Raw genomic sequence first — 24620 nt, 5'->3', positions numbered from 1 at the left:
CTCCTAATCCAATAAGTCTTTCGCTGTCGTGTAATTAAATACTGGTCCATCTAAACAAACATATGTTTCATCGATACGGCAATGTCCGCATTTACCAATGGCACAAGACATTTTTCTTTCGAAAGATACCCAGATTTTTTCTGTTGGCACGCCTAAGCTCATTGCTTTTTCAGCGGTGAATTTCATCATCATCGGTGGTCCCACGATAACGACAGCATAATTTCCATCAAAGCTGTCAAATGGGATTTCCTTTACTAAATCAGTAACAAATCCAACATTCCATCCATCGATTTGGTCTTTGTCTAAGGTATAGTAAGTTGTAAACTTTTCTTTCCATTTTTTAAGTTCTTCTTTAAAGATAATACCTTCTTCATTTTTAAATCCTGAAATAAGGCTTAAACTCTTTACGTAACCATCATTTTCAAAACAAGTATTCAGCATACTTCTTACAGGGGCTAATCCTGTTCCTCCGGTAATAACGACTAAATGTTTTCCTTTGAATTCTTGATCTAAAGGCCATCCTTTTCCATAAGGACCACGCAGGAATAAAGTATCCCCTGCTCCTTTATTGAAAATTTCATCTGTCACTTTCCCAACAGAACGAATCGTAAAGTCCATCCATCCATCTCCATGAGCAGACACTGAGATAGGGGCTTCACCGATTTTAGGAATAGATAATTGTAAGAATTGTCCATGATCCGGTTTAATGTCACTTTCAACTCTGAATGTATATTCTAAAGCACTTTCTTTTTTAACATCAATAATTTTACAAGGTACTGGTTTAACTGGATTATTCATTATTCCTCTCCTTTTGCTTCAATTTCTTCAATAGCATTTGCCATTTTCTTAACTGTTGCAGTAACAGAAATGCATTCCGGACATCTTGATGTACAACGTCCGCAGCCTACACACATATGATAATCTTTAAAACGTGCTTTATAATCATGGAATTTATGTAAGATCTTATAACGCATACGATCTCCGGTTGTCGGACGGAAAGAATGTCCTCCGGCCATATCACTAAATCCCTCAATTTGGCAAGATGCAGAAGTTCTTTTTCTTTCTCCTACATTCGCATTTTCATTATAAATAATGTCTGTTGTCGTAAAGCAAGTACAAGTTGAACATGCAATTGTGCATGCTCCACAAGAAATACAACGTTTATTGAATTCCTGCCACATTGGATGTTTTTTCAATGCATTCAGGGTGGCTTTATCCTTGATTTCAGGAATTGTCACTTCAATCTGATTCTTTTCAATGAATTCTACATTAAATGCTTCTTCTTTAGCATCAGCAAAATAAGGTGCAAAAGTCTCATCTTTTACTTCGATCATCAATTCTCCTTCTTGATGACGAACAGCTAAGCTGTAATGATCACTTTTATTGGCATTCATGCTGACACAAAAACATGTATCCCAACCGCTAGTACATTCCATTAAAACGATTTTCACTCTGTCTTGAACACGTTTGTAATAAAAGTCTTCAAATCCCCCATTTTTTAAATAAATCTGATTTTGATGTTCCATAGCATTGATGTCACATGGACGCATGAAAATTAAAATCGGTTTATTCTTTGTTTTGCTTTCACGATATTCATCTTCAGTAAAATAGAATAATGACTGCGTGATTGGAGTAATCACTTCTTTTGCAGGGTAATCTGATTTTTCATCGAATACGATATCCTCTACCTTGTTAATTAAGTCATAACGAATAATATCCGTATCTGAATATCTTCCTTGTTTACTAAATCTCTTTGGTGCATAGATGTCATACTCCTTAGACAACTCAGCCAAGATATCATTCGCTTGTTCAAAAACGACTTTATATCCCATTATTTTTCCTCCTAGCTTAAATTCATATTTACATTAACAATTATATCACTATCTATGTTATTATAGTAATAGCAAAAACAAATAACATCTATTGATTTTTTCAATAACGCAGGAGGAATTTATGATAACCAGAAGACATTTATTTATCTTTAAGACCGTAGCCGAAACAAAATCAATGTCAAAAGCTGCGAAAGCGCTTTATATTTCTCAGCCAACGATCTCCCAAAAAATTCAGGAAATTGAAAATTTCTATGGTGTTAAGCTGTTTGAACGTTACTCTAAAACACTTTTAATCAGTGATGAAGGAAAGATTTTATTGGAAAAAGCCAATCAGATTCTTGAGTCTTTCGATGAAATCGATCATATCTTTTCTGATATCAATCAATTCCCTTTGCGCATTGGGGCTACTCTGACAATCGGCGGCACTATCTTTGCACCGATGCTAAAAAAGTTAAAGCAGGAAAATCCCGGTTTACAGCTGCAAGTTTATGTTGATAACAGCCATATAATTGAAGAAATGATCTTAAATAATAAACTAGATATTGCATTGATTGAAGGCACGATTGAACATCCTGATATTTTAGTGGAGCCTGTCATCAATGATCAGCTGATTTTCGTTGCTTCCAGCCATTATGAAGGTTTAAAAGGCAAAAGCAATTTTGTTTTGGAGGATTTAAAGGCATTGGATCTCATCGACCGAGAGGAAGGCAGCGGAACACGTGAACAATTAGAAAGCTGTTTGAAGGATCAGAATTTTACGATACATCCGACTTGGCAATGTCACAGCTGGGAAGCTGTGAAGCAGGCTGTATTAAACGATCACGGAATTGCCCTTGTACCGGTGAAGCTTGTGGAAAATGAGTTACAGCAAGGATTGCTGCAGATCATCAATGTCAGCAATATCATCTTAGAAAGAAAATTTTCAATTTGTGCCCATAAAAATAAAACCATTGATAAAAAAATGCAAGCCTTTATTGAGACTTGCAAAACCTATTCATAAGAACGACACGCCTGTGCCTCGTTCTTTTTTATTACTTTGCAGGGATTGCCGACTGCAATGACATTTGATTCAATATCCTTAGTGACAACACTTCCTGCCCCAATGACACTGTTATCACCGATTGACACTCCTGGCAAGATAATACAGCCACCACCAATCCAAACATTTTGACCAATCACAACCGGTTTTCCATATTCGATGGATTTTTTTCTTTTCTGCGGATCTAAAGAGTGACATGCTGTATAGATTTGGGTATAAGGTCCTATCAATGTATGATCACCGATATAAATCGGACAGACATCTAACAAGACACAGCCATAATTCAGCAGGACCTCTTTCCCAAAATAAATATTATAGCCATAATCACAATAAAATGGCGGTTTCACCCAAAAATTACCTGTTGTATGGATCAACTTTTTTAATAAATGATGCCGCATATTGATTTCATGAAAAGTGCTTTGATTGTATCGCTTTAAAAGTCGGCTTGTCCTGTTGCGCTCCCAGATCAGCCGTGGATCAAGGGGAGAATAATCCAGCCCACGGATCATCTTTTCTTTTTCGCTCATCTTTTTTGCCATCGGATACCCTTTCCAATCATTGCCCCTGCAAAAGATAATAGAGCAAATATAACCGTATAAACAATTGCTGAGGAATTATAAAACAAATAGATGGTTGGTAAAAACAAAATGCCTACAAGAAGTGAATACATCACGGCTTTATTTTCTTTTACCCCATAATACAGTCCGTTGGCAAAACATAAAATCGGGACTGCACCTAATAAGATAAACATAGCAGATCCGGTATCTCGGATAAGCATCGGTAATATATAAAAACAGCTGATCGGACATATCAGATAAATCCCCCATTTTTTTACGTCTTTCATTCTAAGCCTCCTCCTATATCAACAATTTCACCCTTATCCGACTGGACAGATTTATGATTTGCATTTCTAAAACTGCCATAAGAAAAGATGATTGATAAAATACATAGGATCAGTAAGACGATTAAAACTACACCAAATCCTTTAATAATTTTTATGAGCATACTGGCTAGTTTTTCAACATTGCTCATACGATCCATCATAATAGAAGAAATGTCATTCTCTAACAGTTCATCTAAACTAATCTTAAATAGTTTGGATAAATCCTTTGCCTTATCGATTGTCGGCATCGCTTGATTCGTTTCCCAGTTGGAAATCGTTTGTCTTGTCACAGATAAGTGCTCTGCCACTTTTTCCTGCGATAATCCTCTGCTTTTTCTTAACTCTATTAATTTATCTCCAAACACCATACCCTCCCCTTTCTACTTGTATTATAAGCAAATAAACCCCATTTTGACTATCAAATCGATTCGTCATCTTGTCAAATCATTTTAACATTACTTTATTACATTATATAGGTTAAAAAAGGCGATGTAAAATCATATACGTTTTTTAGTCTCAGCAGAAGCCTCCGCGAATATTGTCGATTTTCAAATTTACCCTGATTCTAACTTCCATGAATGTATCACACTAGAAAACGCCCTGTTAATTTCTATGTGTTTCATCTTTCTTCATAAGTTAAAAATCCATTTTACATTCATGCTAACTTGACAAAAAGATATGTCCGTGTCTATTATAAATGAAGTGACAGTTTGAAACAGGCAATAAAGGAAATACCCACAAGAGATCAACCTTGTAAAAAGTTTAAAAGATAAGGATATTTCATAAAAGAAAGAGGAATGTATGGTAAATAATAAAGAGCGTTTATTAGCTGGAAAATTATATAGGAGCGAGGGAGAAGAAATCGGTCAGATGAAACAGCATGGTCGGCGTCTAAGTTATCTGTTCAATCAAACAACCCCGGATGAAAATGAAAAGCGTGAACAGCTTATTCGCGAATTATTCGGTTCTGCCGGAACAGGTCTCTATGTAAAACCGCCTTTTTACTGTAGCCATGGGTCAAATATATCTGTCGGTGATGATTGTTTCATTAACTTCGACTGTATTTTCTTAGATTTAAATCGTATTACCTTAGGGAACAATGTTATGATCGGTCCTAGAGTATCTATCTATACCGCTTCTCACCCTATCGATAAAGAAGTCAGAAAATCAGGATTAGAATATGCCTTGCCTGTTGTAATCGGTGATGATGTTTGGATCGGTGGCAGTGTTGTCATTAATCCCGGGGTTGAAATCGGAAAAGGAACCATTATCGGATCAGGATCTGTGGTAACTAAAAATATCCCTGCAAACGTTATCGCTGCTGGAAACCCTTGCCGCATTATTCGCGCTCTATCGGCTCAAGACCGCGAGTATTGGATAAAACAACAAAAAGAATATGAAATGGCATTATAGATAGTGGTCGGCTATCTTTTTTCTATCCGTTTTTAAACCATGTCACATTATCGGCTTTACCTGCATACATTATCATTAGCACAAGTAAAGGAGAATCGATATGTATAATGAAAATAGCGACCGTTATGAAGCTGGAAAGGTAGTGGCTGCATTAGATAAGAATCTTGATCCTTCCCTCTCTTTAGAACATAATATTGGAAATCTATTGAATGGAATCGATTATGAAAAAGTAGAAGTGATCTTTCATTCCAAAAAGAATATGAAAAACAGCAGCGCTGGAGATATACTTTTAATTTATCTAAAAAACAAAGATAAAGTGGCGGTGCTGGATGCTGTTGAGAAATTATCTGCCAATCCGTATATCGAATATGCAGAACCGGATTATATAGAAGAACTGCATGTTGTTTCAAACGATCCATTATTTAATCAGCTTTGGGGTATTAAGAAAATTAAAACTCCATTGGCATGGAATTATACGACCGGAAATAGATCCGTAGCGGTCGGGATTATAGACAGCGGCATTGACAATCATCACCCAGATATCAAGGCGAATATGTGGGTATCGGAAAACAGAAAAATAGAAAACGGCTGGAACTTTGCTGAAGATAATTTGAATTCTTTGGATACCAACGGACATGGAACCCATGTAGCTGGAACAGTGGGAGCAGTAGGTAACAATCATATCGGAATAACCGGTGTGTGCTGGGATGTAGAAGTCGTTTCCATGAAATTTGGACTAGACACTGCTTCTGCAATTGCCGCTATTGATTTTTCTAATTATTTTAATATTCCAATCCTGAATGCAAGCTGGGGGGGCCGTCGATATTCCTATGCATTGAAACAGGCCATTGATGAATATGATGGACTGTTTATTGCATCAGCCGGCAATGATGGGACTAATAATGATCTTGATCCTGTTTATCCCGCCGCTTATGAAAGTGATAATATCATTGCCGTGGCAGCAACAGACCCCGAAGATGCCTTAGCCGATTTTTCCAATTTTGGCATTAAAAGTGTTGATATCGGAGCTCCGGGAACTAATATTTTAAGCCTTGGCTTAGAGGGGGAATATACGCCTAAAAATGGGACTTCCATGGCAGCTCCTCATGTTGCTGGCGCCGCAGCCTTGCTGAAATCTTATTACCCCCATATTTCCACAGCCATGATGAAAGCTATCATTCTTTCCAGTGCCGAAAAAAAGCCAGAACTTAACGGGAAAGTCGTAACAGGTGGTTTATTAGATACCCATGCTATGTTTGAATTGGCACGCTATTTACAGCAAAATAATAAGTTATAGCCTGATAAGATCCCTTGTTTGTAAATGAAATCGAATAGATACTTCGATTTCGTTAGCAGACAAGTTTTTATTATATTGAAAAAGTATATTTTAGAGTGAACCTTCAATTTTAAAATAAACTGTCTAAATAATATATTTTCAGATGAAGTGATATGTTAAAAAACAAACCTTTAACCTTTTAATTAAATTACAATTCATATTTTTTGATTTAATCAGTTTGCGCTATTTCTGTAAATTTCTTAATAGTCGTTTAATTTTGAATAAATTTCCAACTAAACTTATATGGTTTCATCCTATTGATAAAACTGACCAACATATCCAAAACTTTCAAATAAACACCGCAAAAAATTCAGTTTCTGATTATTCATTCAACCAAGCTTCTCTATTCCCCATTGCAAACTCTTGAAAAGCTCTTAGCTTTTTATTCATAACCTTTTCAAAGGTACGTGTTACCTTTTTAGCGTTGTCCAAACGTGTATTCCTATAAAGCATTCCCATAACCGCCGCATATTCTTTATCCAATTTTCGAATTTCAATCCAATACTTTTTAACGAATCTCGGGCTAGGATTGGCATAATAAATCTTTCTTCCAAGCAAATCACTTAATAGTGTTGATACTTCATCGTATTCCATTGCTTTAGGTACTGTAATGGAATATGCTTGATTTAAATACTTCTGCGGGACCGTTTGAATCTTTGCAGTAAATTCTCCAATGTCTCTAGCATCGATAAAGCTTGTTAGTGCTTTTTTCACCGGAAAGAATCGGCAATGCTTTCTTGGTATTAATATGAATTCTGCAAAACAAAGAAATCTGCTCAGCTGTATACATCTGTTTATCTATTCTGTTCTCTTTTTAATTAGTATATCTCATTTACTATATTTATAAAATAAAAAGATAATGAAGCACTTTAATGCAATCCATTATCTTAAAGTATTATTTTGAAAGCTGTACAATATTTTCGATCCCATAAGTTTGAGCAAATAGGTCAACTGGCTGACAGGGTCCTTTCACTTGATAACCAAATTGAGTTAAATAGGCAATATCACGTGCCTGAGTAGAAGGATCACATGAGATATACACTAATTTACGAGGATCTAATTTGACCACAGCATCTAAAAATACGGTAGAACAGCCTTTTCTAGGCGGGTCCACCATCACAACATCGATATGTACCCCTTCATCCGCTAGTTTAGTCATATATTCGGCAGCATCCGCAACTAAAAATTCTACATTATCGATATGATTGATTTCTGCATTCTTTTTAGCGTCAGCAATCGCCTGTTCAACAATTTCAACACCAATGACTTTTTTTGCTGACTTTGCCATGCATAAAGAGATTGTACCGATTCCGCAATAAGCATCAATAACCGTATCAGTTGGCTGCAGATCTGCCAGTTCAATCGCTTTATTGTAAAGAACTTCCACTTGCGGCGGATTGATTTGATAAAACGATTTCGATGATATATTAAATGTTAATCCATTTAATACATCCTGAATATAGCCTTTTCCAAACCAAATATTCTCTTTTTCACCTAAAATAACATTATCACGACGTGAATTAATGTTTTGAATAATCGTTTTTAAATTAGGAAATTCTTTCGTTAGAACATCAATAAAAACCTGTTTATGTTTAAACTGTTCTTTGTTGGTAATCAAAACAAGCATCAGCTGGTCTGTTTTAAATCCGTATTTCGTCAGAATGTGACGTACCATCCCTTTTCCTGTCAATTTATCATAGGGTTCAATTCTATACTCTATCATCAATTCTTTCACACGATTAACCAATCGATTTGATGCATGGTTTTGAATAAAACATTCTTTAGTCGGAATAATGTCATTGGAATGCTGCTTATAAAATCCTGTTTCTAATTGCCCATTAACATAACCGACTGGCATTTGCACTTTATTGCGGTAAAACCAAGGATCTTCTTGAACAAGTGTTTGTGCTACTTCACAGTCTACTTTCCCTATTCGCTGCATAACATCTTGAACACGCTTCTGCTTAAAGCGCTGCTGTGCTTCTTTTGATAAATGCTGAAGATGGCAGCCACCACATTGCTTATATACAAGACAGCGTGGCTTCACACGATCCTTAGATACAGCATTCAATTCGATCAAACGAGCAATCCCATAGTTTTTTAGCTGTTTAATCACTTTAAGTTTCCCAGTTTCACCAATCAGCATCCCTTTAACAAAATAAGGAATCCCGTTTACTTTTACTACTCCTTGTCCCTCATGTGTTAAATCGACACATTCGGCTTCAAAATAATCATTTTTTTTCATTTATTCTCCTTTAAAAAAACGAGCAATGCTCGTTTATTCGTTATTTTGTCCTGCTACAATACTATCCGCCAAAGCTTGATCTTTAGCATTCGCATCTGTAAAGGTAATCTCGTTATTTCGATACTGCTTCGTTCCATAAGCCGGGAATCCTTCCTGACCACCATATAAAACGATTTCTAAATCATACTGACGTCTGTCTCCATCTACCGACAGCATTTTAGAATAAGCATCTTCTTCTGAATTCTTAGGATACCCCATGGTATCATCAAAAACGTGAGTTGCATCAATAACCATTTGTTTAGCATCTTCCAATGCAACATCATCATTAAATTTGAATTCCATTTTAATGATAAGACAATCCGTACTGATTTTAATTGAAGACAATCCTTCTGTCTGACTGATTTTTTCTTGTGCTTCAGTCATCTTAGAAAGATCCAATGTCATACCGCTTGAACAACGCTGACCATAAACCGGTCCTTTTGTATTCAAAGAACTAAACATATAGTAAGCAAATCCTAAACAGCAAACAACAAAAACAATCGGAATAATATAAATCGGCTTGAACTTGCGTTTTCCTTTACTTTCTTTTGTACGTCTTCTTCTTGGTGCTGATGTATTGTCATCTACACGCTTTGAATCCTCTGATCTGGCATGTCGAAGTTGTTTTTTATTACTATCACTCATTTTTTCACCCTCTTAACGATATTGTATCAAAATTTTCTCAATAAGTATAGAAAAGTTGTTATCTCGCCTTTAATTCTTCGATCAATACCTTATTAGTTACACCCGGATTTGCCTGTCCGCCAGTCACTTTCATGATTTGTCCAACTAGAAATCCGACAGCACGATCTTTTCCGTTCTTATAGTCCTCGATTGACTGAGGATTTTTATCCAGTACATCACAAACGATCTTTCTGATCTCATCTACAGAAGAAATCTGTTTCATATGATTTTCTTCGATGATTGTTTCCGGCTCCTTACCTGTCTCCATCATTAAATCAAATACTTTCTTCGCCTGTTTGCTAGAAATCGTTTCATCGACAACGTAATTTACCATTTCGGCTAAAGATTTAGGCGTCATCTTAATTTCTTCAATAGTCATGTTGGACTTATTTAAATAAGCCATCGTTTCTCCTAACAGCCAGTTGCAGACTAATTTCCATTCCTTGGTAAATTGAATAGCTTCATCATAATAATCTGAAATTTCTTTTGTTGCCACTAAGATTTTAGCGTCTTTTTTAGGCAGCTGATATTTTTCCGTGTAGCGCAAAATACGTGCTTCCGGCATCTCCGGCAAGGCTTCTTTAATATCCAACACCCATTGATGATCCAAACGAATTGGCAGAATATTAGGCTCTGCGTAATATTTATAGTCTACAGCATCTCCTTTTGAACGCATCAAGACAGTTTCTTTCAAGCCTTCATCGTAGCGGCGTGTCTCTTGCAAAACTTTCCCGCCTTGAAGCAGAATTTTTTCTTGTCTGCTGACTTCAAACTCAATCGCTTTTTGTACATTGGAAATAGAATTTAAGTTTTTAATTTCCGTACGTGTACCGAATTTATCACTTCCAAATGGGCGGATAGACACATTGACATCACAACGCATTGATCCTTCTTCCATTTTTGCGTCACTTACTTTTGTATAAAGGAAAATAGAACGTAATTTTTCCAAATAAGCCGCAGCTTCCTTACCACTGCGAATATTAGGTTTAGTTACAATTTCGATTAAAGGAATCCCTGAGCGGTTGTAATCGATCAGTGTATGGTCATCAAAATGCAATTGCTTTGCAGTATCTTCTTCCATATGTAAGCGTTCGATTTCAATCGTCTTCTTTTTGCCGTCAGCTTCAATTTCCATTGTTCCATTACGCCCAATTGGGAAGCGATCCTGTGTAATCTGAAATCCTTTCGGTAAGTCAGAATAGTAATAATTTTTACGGTCAAATCGAAGCAGTTCATCAATTTCCATATTTAAGGCATGACAAACACGAACAGCATATTCGACTCCAGTTTTATTTAAGACCGGCATTGTTCCCGTCATCCCTAAATCGACTTCATTTACTTTTGTATTCGGTGCTTGTCCAAAGGTGACAGGTGAACCAGAAAACATCTTTGATTGTGTCGTTAATTCGCAATGGACTTCTAATCCGATGATGACTTCAAAATTCATTATGCTTCCCCCTTTGCATATTTATTTTTCAATCCCAATTCTTTTTCTAATGCATAAGCGGCATTAAGAACGGTTTGTTCTTCAAACAATTTACCCATGATATTGATACCGATCGGCATTCCATCAACAAATCCACATGGCAGAGTCAGACTTGGTGTTCCCGCAAAGTTACCTAAAACCAAATGATTTTCTAAGATCAGATATTCGTCTGTCAGACGATCTGTTTCTTCCTCATTGATTTTAGCTGCCACATGTCCCGCAGTAGGTCCTAAAATCAAATCATACTGATCATAAATTCGATTTAGTTCTTCAACAATCAAGCGTCTTACTCGCTGTGCTTTTCTAAACATTTTTTCTTGATTCTGAGTAGCTAAGGCTAAATTCCCTAAAATAAATCGACGCTTAATATGGGCTCCAAAGCCGTTGGTACGTGAAGCAATCATCACTTCATCGGGAGTGGCAGCCTCAACTCTTGTACCATACTTCACACCATCCAAACAAGCATGGTTGCTGGTTGCCTCAGAATTAGCGATGATCGTATAAGTTGGTAGCATCGCTTTCAATAAAGTTTCGTCATACTCTACAAAGTCAACTGTACATCCCATTTTTCTATATAAATCGATCATGTGATCAAAATTTTCTTTAATTTCACTGTTTGATATTTGATCATATATATTTTTAATTACTGCCATTTTTTTATCCTGAATATCGCTTGTGAGATGATCGTAATACGCTTCTACCGGACGAGTTGAAGAAGTCATGTCACGATCGTCTCTGCCACTCATTGCTTCTATAACAATCGCCATATCTTCAACGGTACGGGTAAAGGCTCCAACATGATCTAAACTAGAAGCATAAGGAATAACGCCATAACGTGAAATCCTTCCCCATGTCGGTTTGAATCCGATGACACCGCAGTACCCCGCAGGTTTGCGGATGGAATCTCCAGTATCGCTTCCTAAGGCAAACGGAACTAACCCACTTCCTACAATTGCCGCACTTCCTCCAGAAGATCCTCCGGCAATACGACTTGCGTCATAAGGATTGCCTACCGGTCCGGTCAAAGCCGATTTATTCGTTCCGCCCATTGCCAGTTCATCCATGCTTGCCTTTCCGATCATGATACATTTTTTTTCATTCAACAAGTCAATCACATGCGCATTATAGATAGGCACATAATGTTCTAACATACGGCTTGATGCTGTTGTCTTGATTCCTAAAGTAGAATAGTTATCTTTAGCGACAAAGGGAATCCCGCTTAACCAGTTATTTTCATCAAACTCAAAACCATCCAGTTTTGCCAAAGCTTCTTCTTTAGTAATGGTAACAAAGGCATTCAAACGCTGTTGAACCTTTTGACTGTCATTAAAAAGCTGTTCATAATACGCTTTAATATCTATTTCTTTATTCTTTAGCATTTCATGCAGCTGTGTAATTGTTAGTCCGTACATTATCCCACCACCTTTGGCATTTTTATTTGATGATCTTCAACACTCGGTGCATTTTTCAAAGCATCTTCAATACTGATCACATGATTTGGTACATCTTCTCTTAAAAAAGAGGTTTCAATCTCATAAGGGAAAGCCATGATATCAACTTCGCTTGTATCAATCTTATCCAATACCTCCACATGGCTCATAAATACTTCGTATTCTTTTACTAATGCTGGCATTTCTTCATCACTGATCGCAAACATTGTTTTTAATCCTAATGCTTTCAACATTTCTTCTGTTTCGTTCATATTCAAAATCCTCTCTAATAAATTGTATGACTATATGCTTTTTCTCCTGCTTTTTTCAAGATAAAGCCCTGTAATTGATTTTGCGCATAGACAATGCCGGTTATATCAAACTCCGTTGTAAAGCAGCTGTCCATTTCACTCGCCGCCACATTCATTAAAGCATTGGTTTCTGTAAAAGTCTTTGTGTTTAATCTAAATTCAATGCGCATACTGATAATTTTTCCATTTAAATAAGTTGCGTATCCAACCACTCCGGTTGCATCGATCGCTGCATTTTTTATTTTTTCTTTAAATAATACAAACTGACTTGATAAAGCATTATCGATTTCCTTGGCACGATCACTGGTAAATACGACCGTTTCCATATCTACATTTTTAATATCACCAGCACCGCCCTGACAATAGCTGCTTAATATAAATTTACCGCTTGTTGCATCAGTTGCCTTTGCCAATTGATAGACACTGACTAAGATCGGCACATTCGCTAAATCTTCATACTGACTGGCAAAATAGTTATAGGTTTTCGTAATGGCTTCTTTAGAATAGCGAATAATGTTTTCCTGAGCAAACTCTTTTGTCACACCATTAACTTCTGCATCCGGTGATACCGCAATCGCTATGGAAATTCCCGACAAAGTATACTGATCACCGTTCTTTTTAACGTATTCCTGCTGCACAATTGACTCAAAGATAGCCGGATCAGTGACGCCATCGACAGTTTCCCCTTTTGGGATCTGAATAGAATACTCGCTTCTTCCCAATAGATTGCTATAATCATCTGCCGAAATATGGCTTCCTTCTTTCAAATAATGATCTTTATTTGAAAAATAATCCAGGGAAAGGATCTGAAGTCCTCTCCCAATTGTATTATAATCATTCTGGTTGCTGGAAAGATCGTTATAAACCGTTTCTCGGATCGCACTGCCATTCGTATTGATCGTATTATAGTAGGTATTATCAAATGAATTGGCCACTGCACTTTCTGCACTTGTTTCTTTATTGATGGTATCTTTTACTTTCTTACAGCCCGTTAAACAAAAACTAAGTACCAATAAACAAATTATACTTTTCTTCATTCTGACACCATCCTTTCAAATTCCTCTTCCATAATCACTCGAACGCCAATTTTTTCAGCCTTTTCTAACTTGCTTCCGGCATCTTTACCGCAGACTAAGAAGTCTGTCTTTTTAGAAATGCTGTTTGTAACATTAGCCCCTAGCTGTTTTAAAAGTTCTTTGATCTCATTTCGATTGTATTTTTCTAACGTACCGGTCACAACCACCGTTTTATTAGAGAAAGGGGTATCTTCTCTAAAGTTTGTTTCTTTTAAATAAGTCATATTTAAGCCCAGTTCTTTTAACCGATGAATCAAGACCTTGTTATCTTCTTCTCTGAAATAGTCTAAGATAGCTTCACAAATGGTCTCTCCAACATCATTAATATTGATGAGTTCAACATATTTTGCTTCCATCAATGCTTCCATTGTTTTAAAGCGTGCCGCTAACACTTCTGCCATTTTCGCTCCAACACCGCGGATTCCTAAACCAAACAGCAGTTTTTCTAATGAATTCGCTTTGCTTTTTTCAATCGCTTCAACAAGATTATCCATTGATTTTTGTCCAAAACCATCTAATTCGATAATTTCATTGACATGGTCTTTTAAATAATAGATTTCTTCGATGTTTTTGATAAAGCCCTGATTATAGAACTGTTCAACTATCTTTTCACCGAGTCCGTCAATATTCATGGCATCACGGCTGACAAAATGAATGATCTTTTCAATCTTCTTTGAATCACAATGTGGATTGTGACAGAAATACGCCGCTTGATCTTCTTCACGAGAAACAGGTTCTCCGCATTTTGGACAAACTTTTGTCATCTCAAATTTCTTTTCACTGCCATCCCGGCGTTCAATCACCGGACGAACAACTTCCGGTATAACATCTCCGGCTTTTCTTACGACCACATAATCACCGATGCGAATATCTTTGGATACGACATTATCTTCATTATGTAACGATGCACGCTGAACAAGACTTCCTGCTACACGAACTGGTTCAAGAACTGCATTTGGTGTAATCTGTCCTGTTCGTCCTACAGTAAAAACAATATCTTTTAATTTAGTGATCACTTCTTCTGCGGGAAATTTATAAGCCGTTGCCCATTTAGGAACTTTTACAGTATATCCTAACTGATTTTGCAATTCAATATCATTTACTTTAATAACAATTCCATCAATTTCATAAGGCAATTCACTGCGCTTAGCGCTGAACTCTTGAATATATGCCCAAACTTCCTCAATATTTTGACAAATACGGGTATGCGGATTCGTCTTAAATCCTAATGAAGCAATCCATTGCAAGGAATCATAATGTGTAACACAATCATAATCCAAAGCATCCGGAACCATGTATAAAAAAGCATCCAGTTTACGCTGTGCCGCAATAGCAGAATCTAGCTGACGCACACTTCCAGCAGCGGCATTACGTGGATTAGCAAAGAGTTCTACCCCGTCTTTTTTACGTAATTCATTTAATTCGTCAAACGATTTCTTAGGCATGAAGATTTCTCCACGCACTTCTAAATCTCCAGTATAAGGAATCGTTAAAGGAATCGATTTCACCGTCTTTACGTTATGCGTAATATCTTCCCCGGTTGTTCCGTCACCTCGTGTTGCTCCATAATCCAACTCACCATTTTTATATACTAAAGAAACAGCTAATCCATCTATTTTAAGTTCACAAACATACTCCACTGATTTTTGAAGTGCCTCTTGAATTCGCTGATCAAAGCTAATTAATTCTTCTTTTGAAAAAACATTGCCTAATGACAGCATGCTTTTTGTATGTGTAATTTTTTTAAATGAATCTAAAACCACACCCCCTACTCGCTGTGAGGGAGAAGTCGGAGACAGATACTCCGGATACTTTTCTTCTAATGCCATCAATTCCTGCATCAAGCGATCATATTCCTGATCACTGATCGTAGGATTATCTAAAACATAGTATTCATAACCTGCTTGGTTTAATAATTTTGTTAGTTCCTTTATTCTTTCCAATGACATAATCAACTCTCCATTCATTGTCTTATTATACCAAAGATGTCATTTCTTTAAAACAAATTCATAAAAAAAATAGATAATTCAAATCATTATCTATTTGTAATTTTAAAAGTAACCCCATTTTCCATATTTTCTACTTGAATTGCATATCCATACATATCCACTACTTTTTTAACGATCGACAGCCCGAGTCCAAAGTTACCTTTCTCTCCTTTTGAATAAGGCTTAAATATTTCTTTCAGCAGTTTTTGATTGATTGTCGGTCCATCATTAAAGATCGAGATACTGAATTCATCAATCGTAATAATGATTTGATGCTGATAATAGCGTTTGGCATTCTCAATGATATTTTCCAGCACATTGCGCCAGTGTTCTTCTTGCCCTTTAAAAATCAGGGCTTCTGTATTTTCAATCACTGTGATGATTTCATCACTGACATCTAATTGAGATTTAATCTTGCCGATCAATTCATTCATATTCACATCATCTAAGATCAGTTCATCCTGATTTATATAATCCAATCGATTCAAATATAGGAAAGACTGCACTTTATTTTCCAATCGTTCTGTGTTTTCTAAAATAACGTCCAATGATGATTCTTTAGTACCATAAGGATATATATCATCCTTCATACTTTCCGCATAACTTTTAATAACTGCAATCGGTGTTTTTAAATCATGTGAGATATTATGCATGAATTCCTCTTTCAGTTTTTCCTGCTGATCCAATTCATTTTTCATATCCACTAATGCCATAGATACTTGACCGATTTCATCATTTCGTTCGATATCCAAAATTCCCTTTTCACCACGTTTAATCGTTTCAATATAATTTTTTATCTTCTGCAGCGGCTTAATAAAAGTGAATACCCAAATCGTCATGATCAAAGCTACAATAAATAATACAATATACTGAACATAAACTAATTCATTTTTGATGGAGTTCAGCAGTTCTGTCGAATAATCATTATAAACAAATGAGATGATATAGCTTCCGTCATCGGCTAATTTAGTAATGGTATAATAAATTTTCTGACCATGATATTCAGCAATATAATTCTCGATTGTTTCTGTCTGCTCTGCCACGTTTTTAGAAAATAATTCCTGAACCATATCACGTGTTGTCATTACTGTTAATGGGGGAATAGCTTCCCACTGAATCGCATCATTCACGATTCTTCGGGTGATATGATAGACCTGTTTTTCTTTTCCTTTATCATACGGATTATAGTAATCCTTTAAATAATCCAGCTGGTTCGCTTGAATAGTTTCAAACATCTGACTGCTTACTAAATTATTTAGATTGCGGTTAATCAGCGGGGACACTACAAAAATAATCAGCAGTAAGATCCCCATAACTAATAATCCTAACTGCTGAAGCAAAGTTAAACGCTTACTCATTAATCTAAACGATAACCAAAGCCGTAAATAGTTTTGATATTTAAGTTTGGCATTTTCTTTCTTAATCTTCTTAGCGTATCGTCCACAACACGATCACTGCCAAAATAGAATTCTTCCCATACTTTTGACAAGATTTGTTCACGCGAAATTGCCAGCGAACGATTCTTTAAGAAGAACAGCAGCAGATCATACTCTTTTGTCGTTAGATCAATTTCTTCTTCGTCTTTTAGCACCTTACGCTTAACCTCATCAATTAAATAGCCATCTATGGAAATTAAGAACGGATTATTTTTATAGACACGTTTCAAAATATTATGTACTCTTAATACCATTTCCTTAGGGGCAAACGGCTTTGTGATATATTCATCACAACCTTTTTCCAAACCAATAATGCGATCTAATTCCTGATCTCTTGCCGACATGAAAACAATCGGCATATCCGGCTTTACAGCTTTGATTTGATTCAGCAGTTCAAATCCGCTTTCTTTATCCAGCATGATGTCAACAATCCATAAATGCACATCATCTTCAATATGTAATAAAGCTTCATCATAAGTATAAAAAGAATAAACATAAAACCCTTCTTTTTCCAAGTAGGTTCTCACTAAATCATTTAGTTGTTTTTCATCATCTATAATATTGATACGGTATTTCATATTATCACCTCATTTATACTTTATTAAAAACATATAAGCACATTATTGTAATAATGTGTGGAAATATGTGAAACTAAATAGAGTAGTTTCCACTACTCTATTTTCACTTTTACTTTTTCTTCACTTAATAACTTAACATCTAACAAGGAATCGGTTGATTTCAAGGTCACCGGAATTTCATATTCTCCCGGTTCCAGCCCATTAATATCAATTGTTGCCTGAATTACAGAGCTATCCAAAGCATAAATCTTTGAAGCAGCACCGGAAACACTGACTGTAATAACGCTGTTGAAATCGACTTTTCGATTAGCTGTATTGTTTAACACTTTGATTTCAGCATCATTTATCGTTTTACTGATTCGGTTTTCTACCACAATGCTGACATTAATCGTATCAATCGAAGCACTGTTGACTCCAGAAGGCAACTCGATCGGTACCCCATATACTTCTTTATTTTCATAAATTTGTGAGACATCAACAGAAGCATAAATCGCTTTTACGTTTTCTAAATTTTCTTTTGCACCATAGATCATTGCCGTCGTAACAGACGGGGTAATGGAAGCAATCGCTAAACTGTCATCCATCGTACCTACTCGATTCACTTTGACTGGTACCTGCTGACTTGAAGAAGTCACGCTGACACTCACATCCACAGTTGCCGGCTCTACATCTACCTGCAATTCATTATTATACTCATCAAATGCTTTTACCGTTGCCTTTTGAGTAAAGGAAGCATTCACTTGCTTAACATCAATGACTGCCTGTACATATTTGATTGCATCTAAAGTTTCTCGTCCTGATGTTACCGTCACTTCTGATTTTGATAACACAGGTGGTTCTAAAACATACTTCGCATCTTTTTGATCTTCATTAATGTATTTATAGCTTAATGCGAAGACACGTGATTCCTTAGGGGATAAAGTTACACTTGCACTGCCCGGAGAGACCACTGCCGTAATGCCGCCCGAAAGACCTTTAACTTTAATATCCATGGTGTACGTTCCTTCACTGTAGCCATTTAAGTCAATATAAGCAGAATAATCGCCCTTATAAACCGCAGACTGCAGATTCACTACATTCCCGGTTAATTTCAGTGTTACTTTATCCGGCACTCCGGTTACCGCATAATTCTCATCAAGATTTATGATGCTTACCGGAACATCTTCTACTGTACGCTCTGTCGTTGCCGTAATGGAAGACCCATTCACTGTGATAAACAGAATCGCCGCCATGACGAGCGAAAGCCACTTAGATTTTCGATCGTCCATTAAGATCCCTTCAATCACATGATTGATGGCATCAATGATCGCATAAACACTATCCAAAACACTGTTTTTTAGAGGAACTCGCTTTTCTTTTTCTTGCGGTTCTTCTTTTTTAGGTTCCTGTTCACGTCGCTTTTTCATAAAGTTAAGGAAAAAGTCAGTTGAGCCTTCGGATGTTTTCTTATCTTTTTTCTCATCTGCCATTTTATTTTCCCTCCTTTATCGTATCTTCCCAGCCTAACTCCTTAGCTAAGCGATCCCAAAGTTCCACTAATGGAATACGAATCAATTCTCCGTTTTTAGCAAAAGACACATTTCCTGTTTCTTCAGAAACAATGATCGTCAAGGCATCACTGACTTCGCTAAGTCCTAAAGCCGCACGATGACGTGCCCCATATATCGGACTCAGTTCACGATTTGTCGGTTCAAAAAAAGCACTTGCACACGCAATTTTATCACCTTGAATAATCATTCCGCCATCATGCAGTGCAGTTCCTTCATAGAAGATAGTTAAAATCAGTTCATAACTGATATCCGCATGAATCTGAGTTCCTGCCGCAATGTAATCTTCCAAAGACTGATTCAATTCAAAAGAGATCAATGCACCCACCCGATTAGTTGAAAAGAATTGTAGTGCCCGTGTCACTTCATCCAAGATATAATGCTTCTTGGCGGTATCCATTGTACTGCGGACCGGTGCTGACAGATTTGCTTTCCCAATCTTTTCCAAAGTTGCACGAATTTCAGGCTGAAAGATAATAAACAGTGCCACTGCTCCCCACATTAACACCGTATCCACTAAATAGCCTAATGTTTTTAAATTCAGAGCTGTCGTTAATAACTTCACGATCAAAATAATTAAAATTCCTTTAAATATCTGTAACGTACGTAAGTTTTTACGAACGATGCTGATCAAATAGTAAAATAAAATCCAAACTAAAAATAAATCTAAACCAAACCGTAAAAAAGTAATGATGCTTGGTAATGTTATCATGTCAAATAAATTGTCCATTATCCCCACCTCTTACTATTATTATAACAAATTTGAGCCTATTATCCTAGTTACATAAGAAAAAATAAAAATTAGAAAACTGTAAAAATATGCCGAAACTTGTTAAAATTTTAACATCAATAATTTTTTCGCAGGATTATAAAAAAGTTTTCATAATTTAATGCAAAAGGATTGAACATCATGCGAAATAGTGTAAAATAAGATTGTATAAAGGAGAGATATTTTATGGCAGAAAAAATTATTGTAGAAACTTCAGCACGTCATATTCATGTATGCAAAAAAGCATTAGCGGCTTTGTTTGGAGAAGGATATGAATTAACAAAAAAGAAAGAACTTTCTCAGCCGGGGCAATTTGCTTGTGAAGAAAGATTAACTATTGTCGGACCTAAAGGCGAAATGCAAAGAGTAAGTATTTTGGGACCTGTCAGAGATCATACACAAGTAGAAATTTCATTGACAGATGCACGTTCAATCGGGTTAAAAGCAGAAGTTCGTGAATCAGGAGATTTAGAAGGAACTCAAGGATGTAAATTAGTCGGACCTAAAGGTGAAATCGAAATTCCTTTCGGTGTTATCGCCGCTAAAAGACATATCCACTTAACTGTTGAAGACGCTGAAAAATTCGGTGTTGCCGACAAACAAATCGTTAGTGTACAAGTGGAAACAAACGGAAGATCCCTTACTTTTGGAGATGTTGTTTGCCGTGTCAGCCCTAGTTATGCAACAGCAATGCATATCGATACTGATGAATCCAATGCAGCAGGCGGACCAACTGAAGGTATCATCATTAAATAACTATAAAAACAAAAAAAACATCTGCGGATGTTTTTTTATTTGCCAAATAAATAATCAATAAAGATCGGAACCTGCTGTTCCCAAGTCTCCTCATTATGCTTACCATTAATGATGATACGCGGATACACAGAAGCTCCCTGAACATCAAAAAGATGAGCGATTTCAAGATTGCGGCTGGTAGCATAAGTTAACAGCTGCTTATTTCTTGATTCATCACTTCCCCAATCAATATATACCCAAGTTTTAGGATCAATCGGATAGTGACTGATCATTTCCTTTGTCTTTTTATAGCAAAAACTTACCGCCGGAGATAAACTCGCCGCCTTTGAAAAATAATCATTGTATTTAGCTACCGAATACAGTGCCATCAAGCCGCCCATTGAACTTCCGCCGATTGCCGTATGCTCACGATCTCTAAGAGTCCGATACATCGAATCTATCATTGGCTTTAGTTCCTCTACAACCCAATCCATGAACACTTCTCCTTTACCTGTAATCTTTCCAAAATGATGATGATCAACATCAAAAGGACAAAACTCATTTAAACGCTCATTGCCTTCATGATTGCATTCAATCCCTACAACAATCAATTTCGTTTCCATATAATCCAGATATTCTTCCATCCTCCATGACTTTCCATAAGTAGCATCTTCGTCATGGAAGAGATTATGTCCGTCATACATATACATTACCGGATAGCTTTCATCACTTTCTTCATAATGTTTCGGTAAATAAATATGCAGTAAGCGAGGTAATTGAAACGGTGTAATCAGCACCTCTTTTTTTATGATCATCTAATCTCCCCCTTTTGTTTCATTATAGCATTAAAACAAAAAGATAGGCATAAAACCTATCCTCATTTAATTTTTTAATGCCATCTCTTTTTCTAATCGCACTAAATTTGTTTCATATGTCTCTATCTTATGATCTAAATGATCCAATGAATCCTGCAATTCCTGCATCTTGCTTTGCAGTTCATGGCGCTGCTGCTCCAAAATCATTTTACGCTGAGCAATGGTCTGATCGCCTTCGTGGAAGAGATGAATATACTTTTTCAGCATCTCAATGCTCAAACCGGAAATACGCATACATTTTAAAAACTGAATGCGTGCCAAATCTTTCTCCTGATAATTTCTGATTCCACTGCTGTTTCTTTCAACCGGATCAAGCAATCCTATTTTTTCATAGTAACGCAAAGTATCACTGGAAAGTCCGAATCTTTCACTTACTTCTTTAATTGTCACTGCTACCACCACCTTCATTTTATAATACCATAAGTAGCGAAAAAAAGACAACCTTGATTTGCTGTTTATGATAAAAGAAAACCTTGCCTAAGCAAGGTTTAGTCATTATATTAGTGTCCGTTTACCATTAAATCCATAACTACTGGATCTTTTGAAGCAACACCAGCTGCTTTTAATTCAGCAATTTTATCTGCGAATTGTGGTAAATATTTTTCATGAGCTACTAATAATTCATCTAGTACAGTTTTAGCGATTGCACCATGTTCTACTTGTGGATTCATTTCGAATGCAGCTAAAGCTAAACCATAGTTACCAGTGATTGCAGCTTCGATAACACATTCTTCCATAGCTTTCATGATTTGTACCCAACCTCTTTCAGATGGATTAAATTTACCCCAAGTTAAAGGCATAGCTCCTTTACCAGAGATGATTGCTGAAACTTCTACGATAGAATCGTATGGTAAATCAGTGATTGCACCATTGTTTTGTGTACTTACAACCATGTGAGTTCTCTTATCATTGTAGATAGAGTTGATACATTCACAAGCTGCATCTGAGTAGTGAGTTCCACCACGTTTAGTTAATTGTTCTGGTTTGTAGTTTAAGTTAGGATCTTTGTATAATTCGAATAATTCAGCTTCAGTTACTTTTACTTGTTGAGCACGAGTACCGATTGTGTTGAATTCTTCAATACCATGTTTTAACATTTCATCATGCATATAGTAATATCTATGGTATCCACAAGGAATAACTTGAACTTGTTTTAAATGATCTTTTAAGAATTTAACATCATGGATGTTTGCAGGTGTTCCATCTTCAACATCTTTGTACATATTGTCAATAATTTTGTCAGTTAAATCATTACCTTGAGCATCAGTTACTTTATGCCAATGGAAATGGTTTAAACCAGCGAATTGATGGATACATTCTCTTTCAGTTAATCCGAACATTGGTGGTTCGCTTAATAAAGCACCTACTGGTACGTTACATAATCCGATACATTTTTTCCATCCACCGTGTTTGATAACTGCTTCAGTGATCATTCCAGATGGATTAGTGAAGTTGATTAACCATGCATTAGGGCATAATTCTTTCATATCTTCAACGATTCCTAAGATGACAGGAATAGTTCTGAATGCTTTGAACATACCTCCGGCACCATTAGTTTCTTGACCTAACATACCATGAGAGAATGGGATTCTTTCATCTTTGATACGTGCATCTAATAAACCAACACGGAATTGTGTAGTTACGAAATCAGCATCTTTTAAAGCTTCTCTTCTATCTAAAGTTAAATGAACTTTAACACCATATGGAGTTGCATCCCACATACGTTGCGCCATTGCACCAACGATTTCTAATTTTTCTTTACCAGCTTCACAGTCTACTAACCAAATTTCTTTGATTGGTAACTCATCGTAACGTTTGATAAATCCTTCCATTAGTTCTGGAGTATAACTACTTCCTCCACCAATTGTAACGATTTTTACAGGTTTCTTTTCCATTTATCTTCCTCCTAATTATTATCTGGATCCCCGTCCACAATAGGAGTATACCGTATTACAGAAAAATTGGTATCTTTTTGCAAAATTTGAAAACGTTTACCAGAACATGAAACTTTTTAATTTATGTTTCTTAACCCCATTTTCAAGCTATAAGTGGAAACTTCATCTTATTTTACTAAAAGAAATGAAATAGCTTAGGAAAACAAAAAAACGGCTACCCGTTTTTTTGATAAAGCATTCCATAACGTATATATACAACATTTAAAGCCGTTAAAAAATTAATGCTCCCCGATAATGATGAATCAGTAAAATCACTTTCTAATCCATCCACAAAATAATATTCATCCACGCTATCTAACACCGGTGATTCCCGGTTGCAGGTAATCAAAAGCAAAGCAGCCCCCTTCTCTCGTAAGCTTTGGATCATCTCTTTGATTTGATCACTGTTTGCCGACACGGAAAGAATAATCGTTAAACTGTCTTTATCTACGACACGATATTTTAAATCTTCTTCGCCGCGGCTATTGAAGGAATAAATGAATTTTCCTAACTTCATGAATTTCATTTGAATATCACTTGCTACTACTTTTGAGAACTGATAGCCAAAAAAATGCACCTTTTTTGCTTCGTAGATTTTAGAACAGATGCGATCCACTTCATGAATATTCATATTAACATTCATCATCAAGGACTGAATCGTAAGATCATAAACTTTCTTGACTAATTGCTGCGGCTCTTTAAGCAGCGCTTCTTTTTCAGTCGGATCAAAACACAGCTCAGCTTTCGCTTTGACTAGCCCATCACGAATCTCCTGCTTAAACTGAATAAATGATTCACAGCCGAAATATTTACAGAAACGACTGATTGTCGCAATAGAAGTATAACACATATCCGCCAGCTCATTCACACTGCAGCTAGGTACCTTATTTAAGTTTTGTAAAACAGTCAGGGCAATAGTGTAATTCATATCCTCCCGATTAGATGTATTTATAAAAGATAATAGATTATAGATAATATCGACTT

The 24620-nt window shown here is 36.3% G+C and carries 25 protein-coding genes; 4 read left to right on the top strand and 21 right to left on the bottom strand.

The genetic code is table 11. From position 1 onward, the window contains the following. Positions 1–3: 3 nt before the first annotated feature. Together asrB and asrA are read right to left on the bottom strand one after the other, a co-directional pair. Positions 4–798, bottom strand: a complete 795-nt coding sequence (gene asrB, locus ACLRVU_RS02020) for an anaerobic sulfite reductase subunit AsrB (protein ID WP_412890477.1) — start codon at positions 796–798, stop codon at positions 4–6. Beyond that, the gene (asrA, locus tag ACLRVU_RS02015; protein ID WP_147548649.1) at positions 798–1832 is read right to left on the bottom strand and encodes an anaerobic sulfite reductase subunit AsrA; all 1035 of its coding nucleotides are present in this window, start codon (positions 1830–1832) and stop codon (positions 798–800) included. Before asrA ends, asrB begins: the two co-directional genes overlap by 1 nt. 121 nt (positions 1833–1953) lie before the next feature. Between asrA and ACLRVU_RS02010 the strand changes: the two genes are divergently transcribed. Then, entirely contained in the window at positions 1954–2832 is an 879-nt protein-coding gene (locus tag ACLRVU_RS02010; RefSeq protein ID WP_147548647.1) for a LysR substrate-binding domain-containing protein, read from the top strand. Here ACLRVU_RS02010 and ACLRVU_RS02005 read toward each other — a convergent pair. The 3 genes from ACLRVU_RS02005 to ACLRVU_RS01995 are packed head-to-tail and all read right to left on the bottom strand — an operon-like array spanning position 2823 to position 4119. Beyond that, positions 2823–3410 carry a sugar O-acetyltransferase gene (locus ACLRVU_RS02005; RefSeq protein WP_412890476.1) on the bottom strand — a complete coding sequence of 196 codons (588 nt, stop codon included), beginning with the start codon at positions 3408–3410 and terminating at the stop codon, positions 2823–2825. The genes ACLRVU_RS02010 and ACLRVU_RS02005 overlap by 10 nt on opposite strands. Beyond that, on the bottom strand, positions 3395–3715 hold the full coding sequence (locus ACLRVU_RS02000) for a hypothetical protein (RefSeq protein WP_412890475.1): 321 nt from the start codon (positions 3713–3715) through the stop codon (positions 3395–3397). Before ACLRVU_RS02000 ends, ACLRVU_RS02005 begins: the two co-directional genes overlap by 16 nt. Continuing rightward, positions 3712–4119, bottom strand: a complete 408-nt coding sequence (locus ACLRVU_RS01995) for a helix-turn-helix transcriptional regulator (protein WP_412890474.1) — start codon at positions 4117–4119, stop codon at positions 3712–3714. The genes ACLRVU_RS02000 and ACLRVU_RS01995 overlap by 4 nt, the downstream gene beginning before the upstream one ends. A 436-nt stretch (positions 4120–4555) precedes the next feature. Here ACLRVU_RS01995 and ACLRVU_RS01990 point away from each other — a divergent pair, with 436 nt between their 5' ends. Both ACLRVU_RS01990 and ACLRVU_RS01985 read left to right on the top strand, forming a co-directional pair. After that, positions 4556–5167 carry a sugar O-acetyltransferase gene (locus ACLRVU_RS01990; RefSeq protein ID WP_412890473.1) on the top strand — a complete coding sequence of 204 codons (612 nt, stop codon included), beginning with the start codon at positions 4556–4558 and terminating at the stop codon, positions 5165–5167. 100 nt (positions 5168–5267) lie between these two features. Continuing rightward, the gene (locus tag ACLRVU_RS01985; protein WP_412890472.1) at positions 5268–6464 is read left to right on the top strand and encodes a S8 family peptidase; all 1197 of its coding nucleotides are present in this window, start codon (positions 5268–5270) and stop codon (positions 6462–6464) included. A gap of 360 nt (positions 6465–6824) precedes the next feature. Here ACLRVU_RS01985 and ACLRVU_RS01980 read toward each other — a convergent pair whose 3' ends face one another. From ACLRVU_RS01980 to cdaA, 12 genes are all read right to left on the bottom strand, one after another. Then, complete coding sequence (locus ACLRVU_RS01980; protein WP_412890471.1) at positions 6825–7217, bottom strand: hypothetical protein; 393 nt, start codon at positions 7215–7217, stop codon at positions 6825–6827. Between the two features lie 181 nt (positions 7218–7398). Then, positions 7399–8748: a 23S rRNA (uracil(1939)-C(5))-methyltransferase RlmD gene (gene rlmD / locus ACLRVU_RS01975; RefSeq protein WP_412890470.1), complete on the bottom strand. Its 1350-nt coding sequence runs from the start codon at positions 8746–8748 to the stop codon at positions 7399–7401. A gap of 33 nt (positions 8749–8781) precedes the next feature. Continuing rightward, entirely contained in the window at positions 8782–9432 is a 651-nt protein-coding gene (locus tag ACLRVU_RS01970) for a hypothetical protein (RefSeq protein ID WP_412890469.1), read from the bottom strand. A gap of 58 nt (positions 9433–9490) precedes the next feature. Continuing rightward, a complete protein-coding gene (gene gatB / locus ACLRVU_RS01965) occupies positions 9491–10918 on the bottom strand; it encodes an Asp-tRNA(Asn)/Glu-tRNA(Gln) amidotransferase subunit GatB (protein ID WP_412890468.1) in 1428 nt (475 codons plus the stop codon). Beyond that, on the bottom strand, positions 10918–12369 hold the full coding sequence (gene gatA / locus ACLRVU_RS01960; protein WP_412890467.1) for an Asp-tRNA(Asn)/Glu-tRNA(Gln) amidotransferase subunit GatA: 1452 nt from the start codon (positions 12367–12369) through the stop codon (positions 10918–10920). Before gatA ends, gatB begins: the two co-directional genes overlap by 1 nt. Beyond that, positions 12369–12659 (bottom strand): Asp-tRNA(Asn)/Glu-tRNA(Gln) amidotransferase subunit GatC, encoded by a 291-nt coding sequence (gatC, locus tag ACLRVU_RS01955; RefSeq protein WP_412890466.1) that lies wholly within the window; start codon positions 12657–12659, stop codon positions 12369–12371. The genes gatA and gatC overlap by 1 nt, the downstream gene beginning before the upstream one ends. A 14-nt stretch (positions 12660–12673) precedes the next feature. Next, positions 12674–13735 (bottom strand): CamS family sex pheromone protein, encoded by a 1062-nt coding sequence (locus tag ACLRVU_RS01950; protein ID WP_412890465.1) that lies wholly within the window; start codon positions 13733–13735, stop codon positions 12674–12676. Beyond that, entirely contained in the window at positions 13732–15723 is a 1992-nt protein-coding gene (gene ligA, locus ACLRVU_RS01945) for an NAD-dependent DNA ligase LigA (RefSeq protein WP_412890464.1), read from the bottom strand. The genes ACLRVU_RS01950 and ligA overlap by 4 nt, the downstream gene beginning before the upstream one ends. Before the next feature lie 86 nt (positions 15724–15809). Then, a complete protein-coding gene (locus ACLRVU_RS01940) occupies positions 15810–17120 on the bottom strand; it encodes an ATP-binding protein (protein ID WP_412890463.1) in 1311 nt (436 codons plus the stop codon). Beyond that, positions 17120–17776 carry a response regulator transcription factor gene (locus ACLRVU_RS01935; RefSeq protein ID WP_147548608.1) on the bottom strand — a complete coding sequence of 219 codons (657 nt, stop codon included), beginning with the start codon at positions 17774–17776 and terminating at the stop codon, positions 17120–17122. Before ACLRVU_RS01935 ends, ACLRVU_RS01940 begins: the two co-directional genes overlap by 1 nt. Positions 17777–17868: 92 nt before the next feature. Further along, positions 17869–19245, bottom strand: a complete 1377-nt coding sequence (locus ACLRVU_RS01930; RefSeq protein WP_412890462.1) for a YbbR-like domain-containing protein — start codon at positions 19243–19245, stop codon at positions 17869–17871. A 1-nt stretch (position 19246) separates the two neighbouring features. Next, the gene (cdaA, locus tag ACLRVU_RS01925) at positions 19247–20053 is read right to left on the bottom strand and encodes a diadenylate cyclase CdaA (RefSeq protein ID WP_147548604.1); all 807 of its coding nucleotides are present in this window, start codon (positions 20051–20053) and stop codon (positions 19247–19249) included. A 225-nt stretch (positions 20054–20278) separates the two neighbouring features. On the opposite strand from cdaA, the gene pduL reads away from it, so the two are divergent. Continuing rightward, on the top strand, positions 20279–20848 hold the full coding sequence (pduL, locus tag ACLRVU_RS01920) for a phosphate propanoyltransferase (protein WP_041139363.1): 570 nt from the start codon (positions 20279–20281) through the stop codon (positions 20846–20848). Between the two features lie 35 nt (positions 20849–20883). On the opposite strand, the gene ACLRVU_RS01915 is transcribed toward pduL, so the two are convergent. The 4 genes from ACLRVU_RS01915 to ACLRVU_RS01900 all read right to left on the bottom strand — a co-directional run bounded on the left by ACLRVU_RS01915 (position 20884) and on the right by ACLRVU_RS01900 (position 24564). Next, positions 20884–21642, bottom strand: coding sequence for an alpha/beta hydrolase (locus ACLRVU_RS01915; protein ID WP_412890461.1), 759 nt, complete (start codon positions 21640–21642; stop codon positions 20884–20886). Between the two features lie 66 nt (positions 21643–21708). Beyond that, positions 21709–22092, bottom strand: coding sequence for a MerR family transcriptional regulator (locus tag ACLRVU_RS01910; protein ID WP_147548600.1), 384 nt, complete (start codon positions 22090–22092; stop codon positions 21709–21711). 110 nt (positions 22093–22202) lie between these two features. Continuing rightward, complete coding sequence (locus ACLRVU_RS01905; RefSeq protein ID WP_412890460.1) at positions 22203–23597, bottom strand: 6-phospho-beta-glucosidase; 1395 nt, start codon at positions 23595–23597, stop codon at positions 22203–22205. Positions 23598–23811: 214 nt separating this feature from the next. Then, positions 23812–24564 carry a MurR/RpiR family transcriptional regulator gene (locus tag ACLRVU_RS01900; protein ID WP_412890459.1) on the bottom strand — a complete coding sequence of 251 codons (753 nt, stop codon included), beginning with the start codon at positions 24562–24564 and terminating at the stop codon, positions 23812–23814. Positions 24565–24620 lie beyond the last annotated feature (56 nt).

The sequence above is a fragment of the Beduini sp. genome (genome assembly GCF_047239305.1).
GTDB lineage: Bacteria > Bacillota_I > Bacilli_A > Erysipelotrichales > Coprobacillaceae > Beduini.
The sequence above is the reverse complement of the archived record's forward strand: the minus strand, read 5'-3'. Positions and strand labels throughout refer to the sequence as shown.